Origin of the sequence: Paenibacillus puerhi (genome assembly GCF_009846885.1) — a bacterium.
Classification (GTDB): domain Bacteria; phylum Bacillota; class Bacilli; order Paenibacillales; family NBRC-103111; genus Paenibacillus_G; species Paenibacillus_G puerhi.
Window position 1 is genome coordinate 1 of record NZ_WUWM01000050.1, and the last position, 19,317, is coordinate 19,317.

Annotated in this window: 15 protein-coding genes and 1 pseudogene; 13 read left to right on the forward strand and 3 right to left on the reverse strand. The window is 51.8% G+C overall.

From position 1 onward, the window contains the following. The 3 genes from GSF01_RS27865 to GSF01_RS27875 all read right to left on the reverse strand — a co-directional run. On the reverse strand, positions 1-584 hold a 584-nt coding region (locus GSF01_RS27865), incomplete at its 3' end, for an IS110 family RNA-guided transposase (protein ID WP_201305501.1). Positions 585-1,342: 758 nt separating this feature from the next. Next, entirely contained in the window at positions 1,343-2,137 is a 795-nt protein-coding gene (locus GSF01_RS27870; RefSeq protein ID WP_159888531.1) for a hypothetical protein, read from the reverse strand. Between the two features lie 105 nt (positions 2,138-2,242). Next, on the reverse strand, positions 2,243-3,631 hold the full coding sequence (locus tag GSF01_RS27875) for a sulfatase-like hydrolase/transferase (RefSeq protein ID WP_159888532.1): 1,389 nt from the start codon (positions 3,629-3,631) through the stop codon (positions 2,243-2,245). A gap of 231 nt (positions 3,632-3,862) precedes the next feature. Between GSF01_RS27875 and GSF01_RS27880 the strand changes: the two genes are divergently transcribed. From GSF01_RS27880 to GSF01_RS27940, 13 genes and pseudogenes are all read left to right on the forward strand, one after another. Beyond that, the gene (locus tag GSF01_RS27880) at positions 3,863-5,104 is read left to right on the forward strand and encodes an MFS transporter (RefSeq protein WP_159888533.1); all 1,242 of its coding nucleotides are present in this window, start codon (positions 3,863-3,865) and stop codon (positions 5,102-5,104) included. Between the two features lie 132 nt (positions 5,105-5,236). Next, positions 5,237-6,178 (forward strand): carbohydrate ABC transporter permease, encoded by a 942-nt coding sequence (locus tag GSF01_RS27885; RefSeq protein ID WP_159888534.1) that lies wholly within the window; start codon positions 5,237-5,239, stop codon positions 6,176-6,178. A 12-nt stretch (positions 6,179-6,190) separates the two neighbouring features. Continuing rightward, on the forward strand, positions 6,191-7,021 hold the full coding sequence (locus tag GSF01_RS27890) for a carbohydrate ABC transporter permease (protein WP_159888535.1): 831 nt from the start codon (positions 6,191-6,193) through the stop codon (positions 7,019-7,021). 27 nt (positions 7,022-7,048) lie between these two features. Continuing rightward, entirely contained in the window at positions 7,049-8,809 is a 1,761-nt protein-coding gene (locus tag GSF01_RS27895) for a glycoside hydrolase family 3 protein (protein WP_201305502.1), read from the forward strand. Positions 8,810-8,907: 98 nt separating this feature from the next. Next, entirely contained in the window at positions 8,908-10,257 is a 1,350-nt protein-coding gene (locus GSF01_RS27900; RefSeq protein WP_159888536.1) for an ABC transporter substrate-binding protein, read from the forward strand. A gap of 149 nt (positions 10,258-10,406) precedes the next feature. Continuing rightward, positions 10,407-12,173: a sensor histidine kinase gene (locus GSF01_RS27905; RefSeq protein ID WP_159888537.1), complete on the forward strand. Its 1,767-nt coding sequence runs from the start codon at positions 10,407-10,409 to the stop codon at positions 12,171-12,173. Continuing rightward, complete coding sequence (locus GSF01_RS27910; RefSeq protein ID WP_159888538.1) at positions 12,166-13,770, forward strand: helix-turn-helix domain-containing protein; 1,605 nt, start codon at positions 12,166-12,168, stop codon at positions 13,768-13,770. The genes GSF01_RS27905 and GSF01_RS27910 overlap by 8 nt, the downstream gene beginning before the upstream one ends. A 445-nt stretch (positions 13,771-14,215) precedes the next feature. Further along, a complete protein-coding gene (locus GSF01_RS27915) occupies positions 14,216-14,659 on the forward strand; it encodes an Hsp20/alpha crystallin family protein (protein WP_159888539.1) in 444 nt (147 codons plus the stop codon). A 105-nt stretch (positions 14,660-14,764) separates the two neighbouring features. Then, a pseudogene (locus GSF01_RS27920) lies at positions 14,765-15,619 on the forward strand (DnaJ C-terminal domain-containing protein); the annotation flags it as partial. 1,265 nt (positions 15,620-16,884) lie between these two features. After that, positions 16,885-17,571, forward strand: a complete 687-nt coding sequence (locus tag GSF01_RS27925) for a hypothetical protein (protein WP_159888541.1) — start codon at positions 16,885-16,887, stop codon at positions 17,569-17,571. Positions 17,572-17,789: 218 nt separating this feature from the next. Next, entirely contained in the window at positions 17,790-18,236 is a 447-nt protein-coding gene (locus tag GSF01_RS27930; protein WP_159888542.1) for a hypothetical protein, read from the forward strand. A gap of 1 nt (position 18,237) precedes the next feature. Continuing rightward, on the forward strand, positions 18,238-18,462 hold the full coding sequence (locus GSF01_RS27935; protein ID WP_159888543.1) for a helix-turn-helix transcriptional regulator: 225 nt from the start codon (positions 18,238-18,240) through the stop codon (positions 18,460-18,462). Between the two features lie 46 nt (positions 18,463-18,508). Beyond that, entirely contained in the window at positions 18,509-19,219 is a 711-nt protein-coding gene (locus GSF01_RS27940) for a DUF4386 domain-containing protein (protein ID WP_159888544.1), read from the forward strand. Positions 19,220-19,317: the final 98 nt, after the last annotated feature.

The following is a 19,317-nucleotide window of genomic DNA, read 5'->3' on the forward strand; positions in this document are numbered from 1 at the left end:
TTTACACTTTCGTCCACATCGTCAGCGTCGACGTATCCTTTTGTAATTAGTTTTTCGAGCAGATTACGCCCCGATACGCCAAATATATCGGTTGCGACTGTACCAAGTTTCACGTTACTCATTTCCAGGTATTTCTGGATGCGGTTTTTTTCTGCAGTAAGGTTTCCTATACGTTTCTTACGAAGACGGCATAGATCGCGAAGTTCTCGCATGTCTTCGCAAGGCACAAAACTCGGCTCAATTAAACCGACCCGAAGCAACTTCGCAATCCATTCTGCATCACTTACATCCGTTTTCCGACCGGGGACATTTTTGATGCGATGAGCATTGGCAAGCGTCATGTCAAAGTAGCCTTCCAAGATGTTGTACACCGGTTTCCAGTAGATTCCGGTGCTTTCCATGGCTACATGGCTTATCGACTTCGCCTCAAGCCACTTTAATAATTCAAACAAGTCTTTGGTCATCGTTCCGAACGTTCGCGTCTCACTTTCCACTCGCCCATCTTCGCCAGTGATTAATGCGCAAGCTACTATTGTTTCCTGATGAACGTCCATTCCTACACATTGTGGGTACAATACTTCCATGTAACCGACTCCGATACTAAATGATCTCATGGTGAGGATGGGCTCGAGCTTTACTATTTTTCTGTTCGCAGTCACCTGAATGGGCAGTTCAGGGCTAGCAGGGAGTTGTTCACTGAACCCGTCCTTACAGTTTTCGTAAAGGGGTCAAACCACCATTAATCCTAACGTAGTATTTCACCATGGTGTTACAAGTATGGAGCGGTAAACATTACTGTAAACACATGCTGCTCATTTTCATGCTGGAGTTGTGCCTGAAAGGAAAGAAGACATGACTGTTTTCGTACAAAACAGCTCATTTTCACCTTAGGCGGGGATATATGTACGATTTTTCGTATAAACGGACTCTTCGATTCAGCCATACACGCCTCTTATACGATTTTTTCGAACAAAACCGTTAGCGATTGAGATTGAAGCGGATACGAATGTAAGGGACATATTGGACCGTTAGAGCGACAATTTTTGGTTTTCCGAGCGTTTTAGACCGCTAAGCGTACGTCATGTCCGTTAGCCAATCCCGAGACCCATAGCAGGTATGGGGTACAAGTAACGTAACTTCGGGAACGCTCTACTAGTATACCTCTTAAAGTGAGTATCTGTATCGTTGAGGGAATGGAATAGCAAGATAACGAAAGTAATGACGGCTGGACATAGTGCGCCGAGCTGAGGCAGAAAGAGAGAAGGAACAAGCCCCGGAATTCAGGCATCCGGGGCTCGCTTTATCAAGCGTTTTATGGAACGATACGGCATGGGGAAGTCGATCACTCTTGAATGGCTTCGGCAGACGTTTTCTTAATCTTCGCCGGATTGTTGATCTTATAGGGAACCGGATGCTTGGTCAGCTTCTTGGCGACAAGCTTGCCTTCGAAGGTCAGCTTGTCGCCGATCTCGAGTTCAAGCTTCTTGAGCGTGGCGCTGTGGCTGGACCACGCTTCGCCCAGTTCCATCACCGGCTCGGTGATCGTCACCGCTTCGTAGATGACCACTTCATCGTCATTGTCCGAGAAGTGATTTGGAACGGTGACGAAGGCTTTGACGGTTGCCGTCATCCCGACCTTCTCCTCGGGGAGCTGAAGCTTGGGGGCCTTTTCTTTCTTCGCTCTGCTCTTGGGCTTCTCCTCCGGCTTCTCTTCCTGCTCCGGCTCTGATGGGGCAGGCGAGGGCCGTTGATCCAGGGTCTCGGGGATGTCCTGAGCCGTAGCTGCCGGAGCGGCAGCGGAATCTGGCGCATCTGGCGTATCCGATGCCTTCGGAACCGCCTGCTCGTCTGCCTCTGCAGACAGCCTCTGGACAAACCCGGAGGCTTGCATTTCCTTCAGATAAGACGGGTGAATGCAGTGGCGCCGCTGATCCTCGAATTCGATAACCGCGGTGATGGAGTCGACCAGGCCGACGACGCTGCAGCTTAGCACGGCCCCGTTTTTCTTGTACAGGAAGGTTTTCGACTTAACGGCCTTCTCCGTCAACAGCCCCCATTGCTTGCATTGTTCGATAAGCGAAGCCTCGTCCTCTAGGGCCTGATAGGTGATGGGCTCGATTACAGCCGCAGTTGCCATAGTTTGCCGCCTTTCTTTTGGGTTGGTTGTACCCCTAATTGTACCAGATTTTTCACCGTTCTGCTTGGTGAGGCGGCTGCACGAGCAGAACGGAGGCGCTTACGATCAAGCAGGATCTAGCCCGCGCGGGTTAGCCTCATACCCCGCATTGCGATAAGCGGGATCGGCGTCAGGACCGAAGGCTAGCTCGGCACGCCTTCTACGGAAATGCTCGACCCGCTCGGCATACTCGGGGTCTTCCAGGACATTCAGCGTTTCCTCGGGGTTCCGCTGCAGATCGAACAGCACCTCGGGCATGTTCTCCCCGTAATACTGATACTTGAGATGATCCTGCTTGATCATCAGGTTGACGCCTCCGAACTGCGAGATCGTTTCGTTGCTCCAGGAAGCCTGTCCGCCTTCCATCAGCGGTACAAGACTTCGACTGTCCAGTCCCTCCGGCACCGGCACACCGGCCAAGTCGCACAGGGTGGCGAACAGATCGCAAAGGTTCACGTTCTCCTCTATTAACCGGCCCCGACCGAACGCCTTGGGGTACCGGATGATCAGAGGGACGCGCACGCTCGCTTCGAAAAACTTCTGCTTCTCCCAGATACCGTGCTCGCCGAGCATTTCCCCGTGATCGCTTGTATACACGATAATCCAGTCGTCCAAGTCCTGACCGGCATGAACAAGGGCATCCAGCACCTCGCCATAAAGGTCGTCGATCGTCTCCACCATTCCGTAATAAGCGGCCGTAGCCCGGCGAATATCCCGCTCGGTTGCATCCTTACCCGCCTTGATCTGCCGCTGGGACAGAAAGGGATGATCGAACACGGGCTCATGGAGATAAGGCTCCACCCGGTTCAAATAATACGTAAATTTCGATTCGCTGGTGAAGTACGGGTAATGGGGCTGAAGCAGGCTTACCTTCAACAGCAGAGGGTGGGTCTGCTCCCGGTCGTAATAGGGATTGCAGAAGTAATCCTCGATGAACTGCTTCGCGCCCTGCACCGCATACTCGTCATGGGTGACGCATAATCCCCGCCCGACGCCGGCGCGGGCGATTTCTTTGGCGTCAGACCATTTCACGCCGGCGAACGCCTTGCGAGAGGACATAGCCCTCTCTCCGAGATAGAGCGGAGAGATCTGCATGTCTCCGCTGATGCGGGCTGTCCAGCCCTGCATCTGGTCGGTTCCCATGTGATGCAGCTTGCCGCTGACGGCTGCCTCATAGCCATGCGCGGCGAGCTGCCTCGCGAACGTCATCGAGCCAGGGGGCAGGTCGTCGCCGTATTTTTCGCAGCCGGCGGTACGGGGCAGCTGACCGGCCATCAAACATTGCCGGGCCGGGATGCAGATAGGGGAGGGCGTGTACGCATTCGTAAAGACGATGCCATCCTTAGCGAGCTTATCCAGCACAGGGGTACGCACGACGGAATTCCCGGCGAAGCCTGCTACGTCAGGACGATGCTCGTCGCTCATCAGAAATAAGATGTTAGGTTGTTTACTCATCAGGCGTCCTCCTCTTATACAAAACGATATACGTACTCTTCATGATAGTAGAAGTCAGGCGAAAGTCACAGACTACGAATTTTTCAAAACGGAAAAAAATTTATCGGCCCCCGGGCATAATTTTTTCTAAAAGGAAAGATTCCTGCATGGCGAGCGTCAGCCGCCCTCTCTATACTGGGAGCATGACCATCCTCAAATTGCAGTAGGAAATAAAGGCTAGCGGGGTGAAGGATGAACGCGAAGGGGAAATTATGGACCCTGGATTTTGTGCTTCTGAGCATGTCCAATTTATTTTTGTTTTTAGCCTTCGAAATGCTAATGCCAGCACTTCCCGTTTATTTGGCGGGAATCGGGGGGAATGCTTCCGAGATCGGTCTGGTGATGGGCTGCTTTACGATCACCGCGATCTGGATCCGTCCCTTCTCGGGTCATAAAGCCAATCGCTATGGAAAGAAGCTGCTGTTGGTGATCGGGGGCATCCTTTGTCTGGCGGCCACAGGTTCCTATTATGCGGCGGCTACGGTGTTCGGAGTATTCGTGATTCGCCTCCTGCACGGCTTCGGATTCGGCCTCGCGACTACCCTGTACGGAACTATCGCGTCGGATATGATCCCTCCATCCCGGTTAGGAGAGGGGATGGGGTATTTTGGGCTTTCGAACACATTGGCCACTTCCATCGGCCCCTTTCTCGGCGTGGTCCTAATGGAACAGGCGGGGTTCCAGACACTTATTGTGTATTCCATCGTTATGTTGGCTGTCGCCTGTCTCTGCAATCTGATCCTGAGGGTAAAAGTCACGCATCCGCAAGAAGACCGGCCTATAGATATCGGAGAAGCGTCGCCCGCTGCGCTGTCGCCTGCATCTAAGGGAGATGCCCCAAGATGGATAGAAAGAAGGGCGTTGTTCCCTTCTTTGCTCGGGATGATGGCGGGCTTCGGGTTTGGAGGCATCCTGAGCTTTATCGCTTTGTATGGCAAGGAATTGGCCGTCTCTAATATCGGTTATTTTTTTCTGGCCGTCTCCGTCTTCGAAGTGCTGGTGCGATTCGGATCGGGCAGGCTATACGACGCCAAGGGACCGTTATGGGTCATCCTTCCCAGCACCCTTCTAACCTTCCTGGGAACCGTCATCTTGTCTTATGCTTCCTCCATGGCCACCTTACTTGCCGCCGCCCTGTTTTTTGGTCTCGGCTTCGGGGCTATGTTCCCGGCCCTGCAGGCCTGGGTCATCGACCGGGTCGAGCGGGATCGCCGCGGGAGCGCAACGGCCACGTTCTACAATCTGTTCGATGCGGGCATAGCCGGAGGCTCCGTCTTGCTCGGCTTCATCTCCGGATTAACGAGCTATGGAGTCATGTACCGGGTTTCCAGCTTGTTTTATATCGCGATCCTTATCGTCTGCTTGATCTATGAATACAGGCGGCAGCATAGGGGGAAAAGATTAAAAGCCGCTCACTCCATTCCGAAGGAGTGAGCGGTTTGTTTATGCCGGGAAGTATCCGGCAGCGGCAAGCAAAATATTTTTCGAATAGAAAGATTCGTGCATAGTATGCGCTTTCATCCCTTTCTATAATAAGGTCATAACCAACAACAAGAGGTGATTATTATGGAACAAGCCTTAAAGGAAAGCGGCGTTGAAGCAGCGGCTTTGACGAAGGTCAAGCTGAGAAAGCAGTCCTTTTACGATACGCTTGCCGGATATTTCTTTATCGGGCCTATGCTTATCCTGACCGTGGTGCTTACCATTATTCCGATCCTGCTCTCAGGCATTATCAGCTTCTCGGACTGGAATTTTATTACGGGGATCGGCAATATCAACTTCATCGGTTGGGATAACTACAAGCAATTGTTCCAGGATGAAAACTTTATCCGTTCGATGACGAACAATCTTTGGCTGATGATCGTGGTTCCGGTGTCCATGTTTATCGCGTTGATCTTAGCGGTGCTGATCAATAAAGCCACTTACTTCAAGACATTTTTCAAGGTCGTTTACTTTCTTCCTTTCATCTCGAGCTTTGTCGCCGTAGCCGTGCTCTGGAGGGTGTTGTTTCATCCGAACAGCGGTCCGATCAACGGCTTCCTGCGAGCGGTAGGGATCGATAACCCTCCGATGTGGCTGGCCGATCCGAGTGTCGCGCTTGTGTCGGTCATGATCATTATGGCCTGGGCATCGCTCGGCTTCGATATGATTATTTTTCTTGCAGGCCTGCAGAGCATACCCAAAGATTTGTATGAAGCGGCAGACATTGACGGAGCCTCGCCCGTCCGGCAATTTTTCTCGGTCACTCTGCCCATGCTCTCCCCGACAACCTTCTTTCTGTTAATAACCGGTCTCGTCTCTTCGTTCAAGGCGTTCGACCTGATTATGATCTTAACGAACGGCGGACCCGCAGGCTCCACCTCCGTTATCGTGTTCTACTTGTACGAGACGGCGTTTATCAATCTGAAGTCCGGTTATGCTTCCACGATGGGTATTGTCTTGCTGATGTTTATTCTGGCGATAACGATGATTCAATGGATCGGCCAAAAGAAATGGGTTAACTACTAAGGGGTGATCGCTATGAAATCGATTCGCTTGGACCGCACACTGATCACATTAGTCATGGGACTAGGGGGAATCTTCTTCATCCTTCCCTTCGTATGGATGCTGTCCGCTTCCTTTAAGCCGGAGCTGGATGTGCTGACTTATCCGATTCAATGGATCCCCAGAAATTGGAATGCGGCGGAGAATTACCGGGAGGTCTGGTTCGGATCGCATCCCTTTACGCTGTATTATTGGAACAGCTTGAAGGTTACGATTGTGACGACGGCATTTTCCCTGTTGATATCGTGCATGGCCGCTTACGGCTTCGCCAAAATTACATTCAAGGGCCGCGATGCCATCTTCCTTGTCGTGCTTGCGACGTTTATGATTCCGCATCAAGCGATTCTCGTCCCGCAATTTATCATGTACCGCTGGATCGGCTTGTTTGACAGCCATTTCGGATTGGTCCTGCTTGCGGCCTCGGGGGTGCTGGGGACTTTCATGCTCAGACAGTTTTTTATGGGCATCCATAACGATATTATCGAATCGGCGCGGATGGACGGGGCGAACCACTGGACCATCTTCTCCCGGATCACGCTGCCGCTCGTTAAGCCCGCGCTGGCGACTTATATGATCTTGCGCTTCATCTGGACTTGGAACGATTACCAGAATCCGTTGATCTTCCTTCGCTCCGAGGCTTTGTTCACGCTTCAACTAGGAATGAGGAAGTTCGCGGACGCCAACGGCGAGTTTTATTCATTGATGATGGCCGGAGCGGTCTCTGCGATCTTGCCTCTGCTGATCATCTTCCTGATCGGTCAGAAGCAAGTCATTGAAGGCGTGGCCATGGGCAGTGTCAAAGGATAATCATGGAGTGAAGGAGAGACGGCAATTATGGTGAATTTGAAGGCAAAGCCATTCCATCTAAGCGATGAGGATATAAGCTGGGTGGAAGCGACGATCCAGTCGATGACGCTGGAGGAGAAAATCGGTCAGCTGTTTATTAATCTGGGCTACCGCCACGATCCGGAGTATTTACAGCACATGCTGGAGAACTATCACATCGGGGGCGTCCGGTATAATCCCAATACGTCCGAGACCATCTACGAGCAAAATAAATACCTCCAGGAGCACAGCAAAATTCCGTTGCTTATCGCGGCCAATGTCGAATCGGGCGGAGACGGCGCTTGCACGGATGGAACGCTAATCGGTACGCACGAGCAGATCGGCGCAACCCGAAACCCGGAGTACGCCTATCGGATGGCCCGGATTAGCGGCGCGGAAGGGGCTGCGGTCGGATGTAACTGGTCCTTCGCGCCCGTGGTCGACATTAATTATAATTGGCGTAACCCGATGACCATGACGAGATGCTTCAGCAACAATCCCGACGAGGTATTGGAGATGTCCAAGGCTTACTTGAGGGGGATAGGCGAGGAAGGATTCGCGGCAGCCATGAAACATTTCCCCGGGGACGGGATCGACGAGCGGGATCATCACCTGCTGACGAGCGTCAATACGTTATCATGCGAAGTATGGGACCAGACGTACGGCAAAGTGTATCGAGGGATGATCGAAGCAGGCGTTCAAAGCGTGATGATCGGCCATATCCGGCTGCCCGCGTATTCCAAACGCCTCAATCCGAGCTTGACGGATGCGGACCTGCTGCCGGCTTCCTTGTCGCCGGAGCTCGTGACCGGGCTGCTTAGAGAGCGGCTTGGCTTCAACGGGCTAGTGCTTACCGACGCTTCGAGAATGGCGGGACTGACTACCGCTATGAAGCGGTCGGAGCAATTGCCTCAAGCCATCGCCGCAGGCTGCGATATGTTCCTGTTCTTTAACGATCCGGAGGAGGACTTCCAGTTTATGCTGGACGGCTATACGAACGGCGTGATCACGGAGCAACGGCTCCACGAGGCGCTGCAGCGTATACTGGGAACGAAGGCTTTTCTCGGGCTGCATAAGAAACAACAAGCCGGCACGCTTGTCCCGCCGAAATCAGCCTTGAGCGTCATTGGCTGCGGGGAGCATCTGGAAGCCGCGAGAGAAGTAGCGGCGAGGTCCATTACCTTGGTGAAGCAAACTCGTCCAGATTTGCCGATCCGGCCCGAGACACACCGGCGAATAATGCTATACGTGCTTGGGGATGATGTCCAGTTCTTTGGGATCAAGCAGCAGGGCGTCAAGGACATGATCGTGGAGGAGCTGAGCAAGGCCGGATTCGACGTGACTTTGTACGAGACTCCGGCGTCCAGGCAGGAACGGGCCAAGGGGGAAGCGGAGGCAGACGGCAAGGGACCTGCTGCTGTCCAGATATTTGAGAGCAAAAAAATATCCGACTTCACGAATGCCTATGATGCCGTGCTGTTATTTGCCAATGTGCAGCAGTTCGCCCAAGAGAACTTTGCGCGCATCCGTTGGTCCTCGCCGATGGGGCCTGAGATTCCTTGGTATGTCACCGAGCTGCCAACCGTGTTCGTATCCTTGCATAACCCGTTCCATCTCTATGATGTGCCGATGGTCAAGACGTATATTAATGCGTATGCGCCGACAAGAACGGTCGTTCAGGAAACGATCAAGCGGATCATGGGGGACGAGCCCTTCCACGGTACCAGCCCCGTCGATGTATTTTGCGGCATGGCCGATACCCGTCTCTAATGCAAACGCCGGATGCCGGTCGGTTCAAGGCGAGAGGCCATCCGGACAAGCAGAACAGACGGATTCGATTAGTTATATAATCTAAAGGGGGATTTCTCATGCTCAACAAACCATGGATGAAGCAATCGGTACTCTCTGTAACCGCTATGTCAATGTTATTGGCCGGCTGCGCCGCTTCCCAGGGCACGGATAGCTCAAGCCCGCAGGCTTCGTCCTCAGACAAGCCCGTCACGATCAAGCTGCACACCTGGAATAACCTGAAGACGGATGGCTTTGACGTCGTGATCCAGGAGTTTGAGAAGAAATACCCGAACATCAAAGTGGAATTCGTATCCCAGGGAGATAATAACTCGACCGAGGCCATGAAAAAAGTCGATTTGGCGGCCGCTTCCGGTGAAAGCCTGGACGTCATCATGATTCAGAACCGTGCGGCCTATGCCCAGCGGATTGCCCTGAATATGTTCGAGCCGCTCGACGAGTATATGAGCAAAGAAGGCATCCAATTCGACAATGAGTATAAAGTAGACACGAAATTAAATGGAAAGTACTATGGAATTCCCGGGAAATCCGTCTCCTGGTTCGTCGTCATCAATGAAAATCATTTGAAAGAGGCAGGACTGCCGGTTCCGAAGGATTGGACGTGGGATGAGTTCCTGGACTATGCGAAGAAAATGACGAAACTGGATGGGGGAGCCAAGCATTACGGAACTCACTTCCATACCTGGACCGTCCCCTATACGAACCTGGGCCAATACAATCGGCAGGAAAACAGCAACCTGGTGACCGATGATCTCAAGTCGGCCAACGTGATGAATCCGGTTATGCGCAAATCGCTCGAAATCCGGAAGCAAGCGGAGAAGGATCAATCTGCGACGCCATATGCCGAAGTAATCAGCCAAAAGATGAATTACCGTCCGCAATACTTCAATCAGGCGGCGAGCATGCTGGCGACCGGTACGTTCCTGATCGCCGAGACGGGCGGTACCGACGCGGTGCCGGCTAACTTCAAAACCGTATTCGCTCCTTATCCTAAGCTCAACAAGGAAGATCCGATAGCTTCCCCTTTCGAAGGCGACATTCTGGCGGTATACGGCAAGTCGAAGCATAAGCAGGAAGCGTATACGTTCATCCGCTGGTTTACGACGGAGGGCATTACGCTGCAGGGTCGTTATATCCCATCCTGGAAGAAAGCCAACCTGGACGAAGTCATCGATAAGATCGTGTCCAAAACAAAAACGCCGGAGCAGGTAGACAAGGAGTCTCTCCTGTACGTCTTGAAAAATACAACGACGTCCAAATCGGCTACTCCGATCCCATACCAAGCCGAGGTTGAAAAAGTGATGCAGGAGGAGTTCGATAAGATGCTGCTGAAGGATCAGGATATCGATACGACTCAGAAAAATGCGCAAGAGCGAATTCAGAAGCTGATCGATGCCAACAAAAAATAAGTCATGACACGGACCCGCACCCTGGGTTGAAGTGATGAAACCTATGCGATAGGATAATAGTCATACCGGAGCTAGAGCCTGCAGTAAAGAGGCTCTAGCTTTCGCCTCTTTCGAAAGGTCAACTCATAGGGGGAAAGCAGGGATGAATCATGAGTATGTTTAGCTTTCACAGGCACTCGCTGCGGCGGAAATTAATCGTTACAACTATCGCCTGCCTGCTGCTTCCTACGATCATCATGCTGTATATCACCAGCACGTTCTCTCAGAGGATCATACGCGAGCAGACGCTGGATAACGCCATCCAATCTTTAAAGATGATCCAGTATCAGCTGTACGGCATCATGGATGAGATGGTTTCGGTGTCCAATCGGATTCAATTCGACTCCGAGCTAGGGAGCCTGCTGCAAATCAAGGACGATCCCTTGGCGTCGAGGAACATCACGGAGAAGCTGGAGCAATGGGCGAGGGACAGGCCGGACATGAATCTTACCTTGCTTCTCGCCGATGGCCGTTATTATTCCAATTATTCCTATGACGAATTCAACCCGTCATTGTTCAGGGAACAGGCCTGGTTCCGCGCTCTGCCTCAGTCTCCCGACTTTGAAACCTATTACCTCGGGGCGATTCCCCATTATCTGAAGTCCAAGGTGCAGGAGGATCCTTACGTCCTGTTGACGGCGAGAACACTGATGGACTATTATTCGAAGCCCTACGCTTCCTTGCTCGTCAGCCGCGGAGAGAATACGATAAGTAACATCTTTGCCCATATAGCCGAGGAGATTTTCCTGCTCGACGAGAGCGGCCGTATCTTGTCACATCGGAATAAGGAGGTTATCGGCCAAAGCTTTCACAGCCTGGTCCCGATCGGGCAGGTAGAGTCGCCGGCTATCATTCAGTTGAACGGCGAACAGCAGCTGTATGTCTCGCTGCCACTGCGATTCGGGGGATGGCGGCTGGTCAGTCTGGCCCCTTATGAGCAACTGACCGATAAAGTCAATCGCATTCATCAATCGGGCTTGATGCTGCAGGTCATGTTTGCTGCTTGCTTCATTTTCATCCTTGCGTACTTGATTCGGAAGTTTACAATGCCGATCAAGGTTCTTGGCAAAGTGGCCGCGGAAGTCGAATCGGGCGACATGGAGGTGCGTTCTAAGGTGAGAGGCGGGGATGAGGTCGGCCGGCTGGGCCGGTCCTTCGATAACATGCTTGACCGTATTCAACAGACGCTGGAGCAGGTGAAGGTCGAGCAGGAGCTGAAGCGGCAGGCGGAGCTGGCGATGCTGCAGGCGCAGATTCATCCCCATTTTTTATTTAACGTGCTGAGCGCCATCCGTCTGAATCTGCTGATGAAAGACGATGAGAAGAACGCCGAGCTTGTCGGGTCCTTATCCTCGCTCCTTCGAGCGACCATATCCTCCCGGCAAGAGTTCGTCTCCTTATATTCCGAGGTCGAAATGTCCGAGAAGTATGCGGATCTGATGAATCTTACGATGAGGCATCCAGTGAAGGTCGAGATGGATGTCGAGCCGGAGCTGCTGGCGAGTACAGTACCTCGGTTAATTTTGCAGCCAATTATCGAGAATGCTTATAAGCATGCATTTTCCCGGAAGGGGGGCACTCTTCAGATCCAAGTCGAACAAGCAGGCGATTCCTTGCGCATCACTATCGAGGACAACGGGGCAGGCATGGATAAGGAGACAAGGCAGCTGCTGCATGAACGTCTCCGGCTCAACAAGCAGCAGATTATCGAGGAAGGGAAGCCGCCATCCGGCATCGGGCTTTCGAATGTATACGAGCGCTTGAAGATCATGTATGGCAACCGGTTCCAGATGGCCATACAGAGCGAGGCTCAAGAGGGTACCCGCATCACACTCATGATCCCAACATCAACCATGGAGAACAACGGATATGTATAAAGTGATACTGGCAGACGACTACAAGTCGGTCCTCGAATATTTGACGGCGAAAATTCCATGGCAGGAGCTGGGGCTGGAGCTGGTCGCGGTTTGCTCCGACGGCGAAGAAGCGCTGGAGGCCTGCAGGCGCACGCAGCCCGATATCCTGATTACCGATATCGGCATGCCCCTTATGAATGGGCTTGACTTGATCGAAGCGGCCCGCCAGGACAATCCCGGTTTGAAAACCGTCATCTTGTCCTGTCATGAGGACTTTCAGTATGCTCAGAGGGCTGTGAAATTAAGCGTGAATGACTACATTCTGAAAGAAACGCTTCGCATCGAGCAGCTGCTGGATATTTTGCACAAGCTCACTCTTCAGCTGAAGGAGGAGCACGCGGCCCTGCGCAGCCGCCAACAATTGCAGGATGTCGTATTTCAAAGCCGTTCCTCGCTGCGTACTTCTTTCATCCGCTCGTTAATCGACCAGCCGGTTTGGAATGAAGCAGAGTGGACGGAGAAAGCGGCGGCCTTCGGATTGCGCATGGAGGAAGGCTTCTCTTATTTGCCGGTGCTGGGCGTGCTGGATCGGTTCCCGGATCTGGAAGCCAGATTCGGCGGAGGGCATCATCTTCAGTATGTGGTGGAGAATGCGCTGAATGAATCGGTGAACATCGAGAACAGCGCCGTATTTGCTTACAGCGAGCGTTATTATTACCTGCTTTATCCGTATCCCAAAACGCTCAAAATCAATAGATCCGATCAGATCATGGACGAGCTGCGGCTGATTCAGAAGTCGATGCGCCGTTATCTGAAAATAGGGATTTCCTTTTATACAGCCGACATCAGTCCATCCGTCGCCCACTTGAAAAAGCAGCTCATCTCCTTATTGAATGAGCGGACCTTCCGGTTTTATTCGGGAGAGCATGCCCTATTGAAGCTGCGGCCGATGGACATCTCAAAAGAGGATCTATTCGTTCATTATGCCGCCGCGCTGAACGACTTTCGAACTTGTATGCTCGAAGTTAGCGCCAATCCGATTAAGGAGACTCTTGCCCAGTGGATGGAGCATATTGCGCGGCATAAGTATCCGATGGATTCGGTGCGCAGCTGGATGCTGAAGCTGGTTACCGATATGGAATTGAAATACACGGTCATGCAGCATTTTTTGACCAATTACAGCTCGGAGCTGCTGCAGCATCACATCTATACCATCGATACGCTGGAGCATCTCGGCGACTGGCTGTACCACTTTCTGATGGAGAAGAGGAAGTCCTATCAGGAGCATCACGAGCATGCCAAGCGCAAGGAAATCGCCGCGGCGCAGCGCTATGTGATGATGCATCTGCATGAGAAGATCAGCATGGAGGAAACGGCCCTCCGGCTGCAGATGAATCCCACTCATTTTAGCCGGATATTCAAGAAAGAGACAGGCGAGACCTTCGTTGAGTTTGTCACCCGCTGCAAGATGGAGCGAGCTCAAGAGCTGCTAGATCAGTCCGATCAGAGGGTGGAGCAAATATCCGAAGGGCTGGGCTACGATAATATGAGTTATTTCTTTAAGCTTTTCAGGCAATTCTCGGGCATGTCGCCGACGGAATACCGCAAAAGACTGTGAGCTCGGCGCGGGGGCCGGAACAACGGCTTCCCCGCTTTTGTGCTGCACGGAGGCCGCGAAAGCTTGTACCGGATGACGTGCGCGAGCGGCGGTCCAAGTGATGCGGGGCAGCTTGAAGAAGGGGTTCATCCGGTTTTCCTTTTGTACGCCGCCTCATATTCCATCGTCAAGCCGTACGTGATATTTTGAGGCTGTGCTCGTAGAGAAGGCTGTAGCCTCGTCTCTAGTGGTATGCGATGTTAGGAATGAGGCGGCACTCAGAAAGTCAAATAAGGTCAAAGTCGAAGAAAGTCAGAGATTCGTGGCGAAGACTTTGGTCATATGGGGGATATTCCCTGAAAACGGCTTAATTCGGCTCTATTCCACTTTTGATGAAATTTTTTCCCAAGGGTATAATAAGGTCATAGCAAGAAGAAACCACCAATTATCAAGGAGGAGATTCCGTATGTTTGATCTGGTTCCATTCCGTAGAAGAAATGAAGACCTGTTTGGACAAATGTTGAAATCCTTCAATGAGGCTTTTGATCAAGAGCTGCTGGCTCCGCTGCATAGCAACACGCGTTCCTTCCGCACCGATATCCGGGAAACGGATAAGGGCTATCTCATAGAAGCTGAACTGCCGGGCTTCACGAAAGAAGACATCGAGATCGATGTGCAGGATAAATATTTGACGATCCGTGCCAAGCGGAACCAAGTGGACGAAGAGAAGGATGAGAACGGTAAGATCATCCGCAGCGAACGCCATTATGGAGAGTTTGCAAGGCAATTCTACGTAGAAGGCATCGAGGAGGACGGAATTAAGGCGAAGCTGCAGGACGGTGTGCTGAAGCTGGATATTCCGAAGAAAGAGAAGAAAGAGCCGACCAACAAACGAATCGGCATTGAATAAGCTGCATCAGCGGGGTACGATGGAGGTGACACAACCTTACTGTCGTACCCTTTTCTGCAGCAAGGAATCGACCTTTTCTGATGATTACACGGCGCCGGAGGGAGGATGGTGAAGGCTATGAAGGATTATTACGAGGTGCTGGGCGTTACCCGGAGCGCTGACAAGGAGGCTGTCAAGAAGGCGTATAAAAAGCTGGCCAAGAAGTACCATCCCGACGTGAATAAAACGCCTGAAGCCGAGAAGCGGTTTAAAGAGGTGCAGGAAGCGTACGAGGTGCTGTCTCAGGACGAGAGCAGACAGAGCTATGACCGCTATGGCGAGCGCTGGCGGGAGAGGACGCAGGGCCGGGATGAAGAGGCCTGGGGCCGCGGTCCGCAGGGAGGTGGCTACTGGCAGGAGGGAAGCGGTAATTCCCGCGGGACTTCCGCTTCCGGCTATGACGGCATGGGAGGCGGATTTGGCGCTTCGGGAGGCAGCTTCGAGGATCTGTTCGGCGATTTGTTCGGCGGGGGCTGGGGCGACAGCCGCGGGCAGGCGGATATGGAGGCCGAGCTTGCTTTGACCCTTGACGATGCGGTCCGCGGCGGCAAGGTTCAGATTTCCGTGGACGGAAAGTCGCTGAGCGTGAAGCTGCCGGACTCCATCAAGGACGGGCAGCGTATCCGTCTGAAGGGGATGGGGCATCCATCCCGGGACGGGCAGGCGGGAGACTTGTATGTGACCTTGCGCATCAAGCCGGATCCGGTATTCTCCGCAGACGGGTATGACTTGTCCGCCGAGCTGGTCGTCGCTCCCTGGCATGCGGCGCTCGGAACGGAGACCAAGCTCCGTCTGCCGGGAGGCAGCTCCTTGAAGGTGAAGGTGCCGGAGGGGATGGATGGCGGACAGAAGCTAAGGCTTGCCGGGAAAGGTCTTCGCAAGCCGGACGGAGCTTATGGAGATTTATATGTACGTCTGAAGGTCACCGTGCCACGGGCGGGCTCCGACCGGATCCGGGAGCTGTACAAGCAGCTGGCCGCGGAACAGCCCCACGAGCCGCGGTTTACAGGCCCGTCGTCTAACTAATCCCCGCAGGATGAGGGCCTGGCGGTGGATTTCGGCCGATTACGCAATAAGCGTAAGAGGCGATCGGTGGTGCGAGGAAGGTGGGGGAGGCGCGGCGGGCGATCGGTGGTGCGCTTAGAGGGAGCATGCGACCGGTGGTGCGCAGCAGGCGCGGCAGGCGATCGTGGGTGCGTACCAGTGGCAGCATGTGATCGGGGGACAAGGCAGGGGCAGCATGTGATCGGGGGACGAGGCAGGGGCAGCATGCGGCAGTAGATGCGCAGCAGGGGCAGCAGGCAACTGTCCCGCGCAAGCAGCCGGCGATTGGTGGTGCGCGGTAGGCCGCGGCTGTCTCGCGCAAGCGCAATCAGCAGGCGATCGGTGGACGCGCAGGGTGAACTTGCGCACGTAGCAGGCGATCACGCCGCTGCTTCTTCCGGGGGCGCTGCCGGAGCGGCAAAGCGGGCTTGCGCCCGGTAGCTGCTGGAGGACGAATTTGCGCTCGTTTGCTGCGTCCGCCGCAAAGGCTGAATATCCGGCCTGCTACATCGAGTAACCCTCGTCAACAAGTTCAAATCGGATTCGGCATCTCGTAATCCCTATTTAACCAAGTACCTCTAGGGTATTTTTGTCGTGAGATCGGATTTGTACGAAAAATCGTATAAAGAGGCACATATGGCTGATCGAAGTGTCCGTTTTATATGAAATATCATACAAATATCCCTGCCTATGTTGATACTGAGCCGTTTTTGTACGAAAAGTCGTACAAAGGGGCACGTATGGCTGATCGAAGCGTTCGTTTTATATGAAAATCATACATCTATCCCCGCCTAAGTTGATAGTGAGCCATTTTTGTATGAAAAGTCGTACAAAGAGGCACGTATGGCTGATCGAAGCGTCCGGTTTATATGAAAAATCATATATCTATCCCCGCCTAAGTTGATAGTGAGCCGTCTTTGTATGAAAAGTCGTACAAAGAGGCACATATGGCTGCTCGAAGCGTGCGTTTTGTACGAAAAATCGCACACATTTGTTTCTCCATCAAAAATGTGCTTGCAAAAATCACCCGGTTATGGCATAAAATAATCATATTATCGTAAGTGGCGAAGCACGCCCCGATTTTCCTTTCCATTTTGAGGAGGATCGGGGCTTTTTATATTTAAAGGGAGGGGTGACTTGTATTGAATAGTTTTGAGGTGGAGCAAGAAAAGTGGATAGAGAGACATTTGGCCAAGCGCCATGGCGATCGAAAGGATGCACTGAGAAGAGGACATGGCTATGGGAATCGCTTGTTTGCCGAAAAAATATGGTGGCTTCTCATGGGACATTTTGATGGTTTGCATCCGGAGTATGAGGTTAGGGACTGGCGGGGACGATCCTATTATGTAGACTTCATGTGGATCTTGGGCGGGCATTTTTTTGTATTTGAAATTATGGATTATGGTTCGCATGGTACGGATCGGACCAAATATCGCATGGATTTGAATCGAGCTCTGTTTCTCCAATCGCAAGAATGTCGCTATATCGCGATTTCGTTGGATGAATTGAAGGAGAATCCATCCTTAATTTTAGCGATGCTTCGAGGTATATTGGCGCCCTATTTAGCTGCAACGGCAGAGAAGGGTGGCAACATCTCGCATAAATTTGGAAAAGTGGAACGGCAGCTCATGCGTTTGGCAATTCGACAAAACCGGAGGATTCGTCCTGTGCAGGCTGCACGAGAACTTGAGCTTCATAAGCAAACGATCATCAAGTATTGTCGCGGATTAGTGGACAAAGGAAAATTTCGGGCGGTGCCGGCAGGCGCCACAGGCAGAATTTATCAATACGAATACTTGGGTTCCATGCAGAGTCCCGATTTGATTTGATCACTTATCCTATCCACGATGAACGCCAGAATTCAGATCGCGTGAGCGGAGTATAGGCGGTATGCTTACCTCGAAATGAGTTCAATTGAGGCTCGATCCGAATGGATCGGCTATTTTTTCTCCATCAATGTAAAGTTTAATTGACATTGTGTATGAAATTTATTACATTATGTATATCGAACTTTACTACAAAAGATAATGAAAGGGTGGTATCATCCATGACCTACCAAGAAAAGAAGAGCGTCGTATCGTTAATCAGCTCGATCCTTATTTTCGCAAGTTATTTCGCGTACATGTACCCGCAGCGTCCCGCAGGGGGATTGGAGTCCACGGAAATCTTACGTTACTGGGGTTCCTTTGTCCTCATCCTGACTTTGGTTTCCATCATCGCGCATATCGTGATCAGTATTGTTTTCAACATCGTCTTCCGAATAACGACGGGAGAAAAGGAGCCGACATTTGCAGATGAATTGGATAAAATCATTGAACTGAGATCATTCAGAAATTCATTCTTTGTATTTATCCTCGGCTTCCTTCTTGCGATGGGATCGCTGGTGATCGATTATCCGCCTCAGGTGATGTTCGTGATCCTGATCATTTCTGGATTTATCTCGGATGTGATCGGTTCCGTTACAAAATTTTATCACTATCGGAAAGGAGTCTAATGTGGGAAAAAATCTGGTCGGCAATCACATCCGAAAATTACGGTTCAACCAAAATGAAATGACACAGCAGCAGTTAGCTGACAAGGTGGGCGTTACGAGACAAACCATCGTGGCCTTGGAAAAGGGAAACTATTCCCCGTCTCTCGAACTGGCCTTTCGCATTGCTAATGCCTTCAACTTGCCTTTGGAAGAAGTATTTTTTTACGGGGATCATCCTGAAGAGTAAGCATAAAGATTGACTGAGATGGATACCAAGAAGAGGAGATTACAAAATGAAGCAAAATCAATTAGCTGCAAAAACCGCGGGAATCCTGTTCATCCTTGCGGCGGTTTCGGCGATAGCAGGTCTTATTCTATACGATCCGATCCTGAATGGCCCCGATTACTTGATAGAAGGGGCCGCTCACGCCAACCAGGTGGTAGGGGGAGCGCTTATGGAATTGGTGCTTGTCGCTTCAGCTGTCGGCACTTCGATTACGATGTTCCCGTATTTAAAAAAGTACAATGAAACCTTAGCGCTTGGGCATGTTTGCTTTCGATTACTTGAGGCGGTTATCATCACGATCGGCATCATCAGCGTACTGTCGCTATTGTCCTTAAGTCGGGAATTTATCGCATCGGGAGCCGCAGATCCCGCGTCTTTTCAAGCATTAGGCTTATTACTGAAAGCGGTCCATGAGTGGACATTTATGCTTGGACCTAATTTCATGCTAGGGATCAATACCATGATGTACAGCTACATCTTTTATAAATCGGGGCTTATTCCAAAATTTATACCCATTTTGGGCATGACAGGGGCAGTGCTTATTTTCATCGCAGCCTTGTTGGAAATGTTCGGCGTAATTCCGCAGATTTCCATCTGGGGTGTTATTCTGGCGCTGCCCGTAGCAGCTAATGAAATGATCCTCGCCGTATGGCTGATCCTCAGAGGTTTCAATGTATCTGCCCTCCATTACAACAGGCAACGAGAATTACCAGTGTAAGCAGGTTATGCGTGAGCTGAGAACGCACCCAATAAGAGGACTTTCCAAATCTTGCGCTTATATTCGGAAGGGGGCGCCCTGGGCTCCGAAATCGGGTA